At 66.2% G+C, this 3,386-nt stretch carries 4 protein-coding genes and 3 pseudogenes; 6 read left to right on the top strand and 1 reads right to left on the bottom strand.

Going from position 1 to position 3,386, the window contains the following annotated elements; all coding sequences use genetic code 11:
- Together WBB07_RS06695 and WBB07_RS06690 are read left to right on the top strand one after the other, a co-directional pair.
- Positions 1-606, top strand: a pseudogene (locus WBB07_RS06695) (HNH endonuclease signature motif containing protein); the annotation flags it as partial.
- 4 nt (positions 607-610) lie between these two features.
- Positions 611-846 (top strand): annotated as a pseudogene (locus WBB07_RS06690) (IS630 family transposase); the annotation flags it as partial.
- A 27-nt stretch (positions 847-873) separates the two neighbouring features.
- On the opposite strand, the gene WBB07_RS06685 reads toward WBB07_RS06690, so the two are convergent.
- Positions 874-1,722 carry a sigma-70 family RNA polymerase sigma factor gene (locus tag WBB07_RS06685; protein ID WP_526305964.1) on the bottom strand — a complete coding sequence of 283 codons (849 nt, stop codon included), beginning with the start codon at positions 1,720-1,722 and terminating at the stop codon, positions 874-876.
- A gap of 177 nt (positions 1,723-1,899) precedes the next feature.
- Between WBB07_RS06685 and WBB07_RS06680 the strand changes: the two genes are divergently transcribed.
- From WBB07_RS06680 to WBB07_RS06665, 4 genes and pseudogenes are all read left to right on the top strand, one after another.
- The gene (locus WBB07_RS06680) at positions 1,900-2,259 is read left to right on the top strand and encodes a DoxX family protein (RefSeq protein WP_526305962.1); all 360 of its coding nucleotides are present in this window, start codon (positions 1,900-1,902) and stop codon (positions 2,257-2,259) included.
- A gap of 62 nt (positions 2,260-2,321) precedes the next feature.
- On the top strand, positions 2,322-2,600 hold the full coding sequence (locus WBB07_RS06675; RefSeq protein ID WP_526305960.1) for an Rv0909 family putative TA system antitoxin: 279 nt from the start codon (positions 2,322-2,324) through the stop codon (positions 2,598-2,600).
- A 9-nt stretch (positions 2,601-2,609) separates the two neighbouring features.
- A complete protein-coding gene (locus WBB07_RS06670) occupies positions 2,610-3,047 on the top strand; it encodes a type II toxin-antitoxin system Rv0910 family toxin (RefSeq protein ID WP_526305958.1) in 438 nt (145 codons plus the stop codon).
- A pseudogene (locus tag WBB07_RS06665) lies at positions 3,044-3,386 on the top strand (SAM-dependent methyltransferase); the annotation flags it as partial. The gene WBB07_RS06670 and the pseudogene WBB07_RS06665, both read left to right, overlap by 4 nt.

Genomic DNA, 3,386 nt, shown 5'->3' with positions numbered 1-3,386 from the left:
GGTTCATCAGCCTGATCCAGGCGGGCTGGGACACCGATGTGGCTGCTCGACCTCATGGGCAGCGCACCACCATCGTCGTGCATCTTGATGTCGAGAAACGGATCGGTGCCCTGCATCTGGGTCCCGTGCTCACCGACGAGGACCGGCAGTATTTGAACCTGTGATGCCACCTGCGAAGTGTGGTTCGAACGGGCTGGCCAACCCATCGGGGCCGGACGGGAAACCCGCACCATCAGCCGCCGACTCCGCCGCGCCCTCGAGAATCGGGATCGCTGCTGTGTGGTCCCCGGCTGTGGGGCTACCCGCGGGTTGCATGCCCATCACCTGCAACACTGGGAAGACGGCGGATCCACCGACCTGTCGAATCTGGTGCTGGTGTGTCCGTTCCACCACCGGCTGCATCACCGCGGCGGCATCACCCTGACCGGACCCGCCGAACACCTGGTCGTCACCGACGCGTCGGGCCGAAAGCTTGAATCCGGTTCCTTGGCCCGACCCCCGACCACACCCCCACCCGATGTCCCACCCTGCCCCGGACCCACCGGCGAACGCGCCAACTGGTGGTGGTACCAACCCTTCCAACCACAACCACCACCAGCTGACTAGCTGATCCTGGCTCACTCTCGCCGACCGTTGGTCCGTCGCGACCACCATGAAGCTGCGCCGCGGCACTCACACCTCGGTCCGGCAACTCAACGCCGACATCCGCAATGTCAACGCCGACATCCGCGCCTGGATCGACACTTGGAACGACAACCCCGGCCCTAGGTCTGCACCAACCCCGCCGACCAAACCCTCGCCGGCATCGCCAACCACTGCACCAGAATCAACAACTCAGGACACTAGGCACGACGGGTCAGGACGTGATCATCGTCAGGGCGTGGCCGCCGGCATCGTGAGCGAGGTGCGGGCACCGGCTCGACCGATGGCGATTCGGCTGACCTGGCCATTCCTGGTGGTGATGTGCAGGACCGCGAGCAGATGGCCGCCCGGGGCGATCACGTGGGCGGGCCGGCCGTCGACGGTCATCGGGGTGCTGGCCCGGATTCGGTCGGCGAACATCGATGTCTCCTCGGCCACCGACCGGGCGCCGGTGACGGTGGCCGCCGTACCGGGTGGCACCAGCGCGGGATCGGCGATGCGTACGCAGTCAGTTGCCAGCAGCGCCAGCATCCGGCTGATGTCACCACCGGAGGCCGCGGTGAGAAACGCCTCGACAACAGCACTCTGACCAGCGGCGGCTGTGGGAGTGGGTTCGGTCTGGGTGAGTCGCCGGCGGGCCCGGCTGGCGTGTTTCTTGGCATTGTCGGCGCTGGTGTTCAGAGCTGCCGCTATCTCCTGGAACGACACGTCGAACAGGTCATGGAGAACATAGGCGACACGCTGCGGCGGCGTCAGTCGAGCAAGCAGCACCATCATGGCCCGGGAGATGTTCTCGCGCTGCAGGACTTGTTCGTCGGCGGCGATCGCCTGCGCGGGGATCAAATCGGCGAACAGGGGTTCCTCGCGGCGGCGGTGCCGGGCGCGCAGCTGGTCGAGGCAGACCCGGGTGAGCACGGTTGTCAGCCAGGCCGCCGGATTCCGGAGGTCGCCGGCGTCGGCACCCGCTGTCTTGACCCAGGTGGTCTGCACGGCGTCCTCGGCATCCTGAATGGATCCGAGCAGCCGAAACGCCACCGCGGTCAACTGCGGTCTGGCCGCTTCGAATTCCACAACCGGCACCACCAGGTGTCACCTTTCCGGGGTGTGAGACGTCGGGACGGACGAGACCTCCAAATCTCGTGTCCGAAAGTCCATTCACCACCGAGGAAGCAACGTGTCGATGAGCGTACCGACGATCCGATTCCAGACAAGTTCCCGACAACTCCCCGCGAGTTCGGTTCGGGGTGGTGACAGCGCGTGACCGTGCTGTTCATCGCCACTGTCGGGTGCATCGTGGCCAACATGTTCATCGCCGCCGCCGATTACCTGAAAGCGGGTTTTGTGCTGAAGAACTCTGCCGAGGTGCATGTTCCGGCCGGCGCGTTGCCCTGGCTCGCGACGGCAAAGGCGGCAGGGGCGGTTGGGCTGATCGTCGGGCTGGTCGCGATACCGTGGCTCGGTGTTGCCGCCGGTATCGGTCTGATCGTGTTCTTCATCGGTGCCGTCATTGCCCATGTCCGAGCGCGCGTCTTCTACAACATCGCGTTCCCCGGTCTGTTCCTGGTGCTTGCGGTGGCATCGACTGTCTATCTGGCCCGGTTGGCCCTCGGAACGTGACCCGTGGGAACGCCTGCGGATCCTCGACACCGAAGCGACACCCGGCGGGTAGGTTGAATCGCATGGGATTCCTCGACAAGGCCCTCAAGACGGGCAAAGATTTGCTGGCGAAGAACGCCGACAAAGTGGATCAGGCGATCGAGAAGGCCGGCGATCTTGTCGACCAGAAGACGCAGGGTAAGTACGCGGACACGGTGGACAAGGTGCAGGACGCGGCCAAGAAAGCGGTCGAGAAGAACACCGTCGAAGGCGGCGCGGCCGAGCCACCGACACCTCCGCCGGCTCAAACACCTCCGCCCAACCAGACACCTCCGGCGCCGTCCGCTCCACCGGCCCCGTAGCGCGCGGCGATGGCCAAGCTATCGGTGTCCGTCGACGTTCCCCTCACACCCGAGCAGGCCTGGGAATGTGCCGCGGATCTGTCGAGGTACAAGGAATGGCTGTCGATTCACCGGGTGTGGCGCAGCCCCATCCCCGAGACCCTGGAGAAAGGCACCGTCCTGGACTCCATCGTCGAGGTGATGGGGATGATGAACCGGGTGCAGTGGACCATCGTGCACTTCTCACCACCGCAGGCAATGACCCTGAACGGCAACGGGCGCGGCGGTGTCAAGGTCAAACTGATGGGCAAGGTCAAGCCGTCCGCAGTGGGTTCGACGGTGCAGTTCGACGTGCACCTCGGCGGTCCCGCGCTGTTCGGGCCGATCGGCATGCTGGTCGCCGGAGCGCTCAAGGGCGACATCCAGGAGTCGCTGCGGCGATTCAAAACAGTGTTTGCGCCCGCGTGACGGCAGCAGCGCGGTTGGCGGACCTGGTTCGCGAGATCTCCGGCAGTGCGCTGCCGGTGCGATTGCGTGCCTGGGACGGTACCGAGGCCGGACCGCGAGACGCCCCGGTGCTGGTGATTCGCAACCGTCGCGCGCTGCGGCGATTGCTCTGGGCGCCGGGAGAATTGGGTCTCGCCCGGGCCTACGTCGCCGGTGACATCGATGTCGAGGGTGACCTCGGTGACGGGTTCCGGCGGGCCTGGCAGGCAGCGCGGACCCGGCCGTCGGCCACGCTGCGGCTGTCGACGGCCGACAAGCTCAAGGCGGCGACGGCCGCGGTCCGGCTGGGTGCCTTCGGCC

Source organism: Mycobacterium sp. (assembly GCF_049647605.1).
In the GTDB taxonomy this organism is placed as follows: Bacteria; Actinomycetota; Actinomycetes; order Mycobacteriales; family Mycobacteriaceae; genus Mycobacterium.
This window is presented reverse-complemented; position numbering and strand designations above follow the sequence as displayed.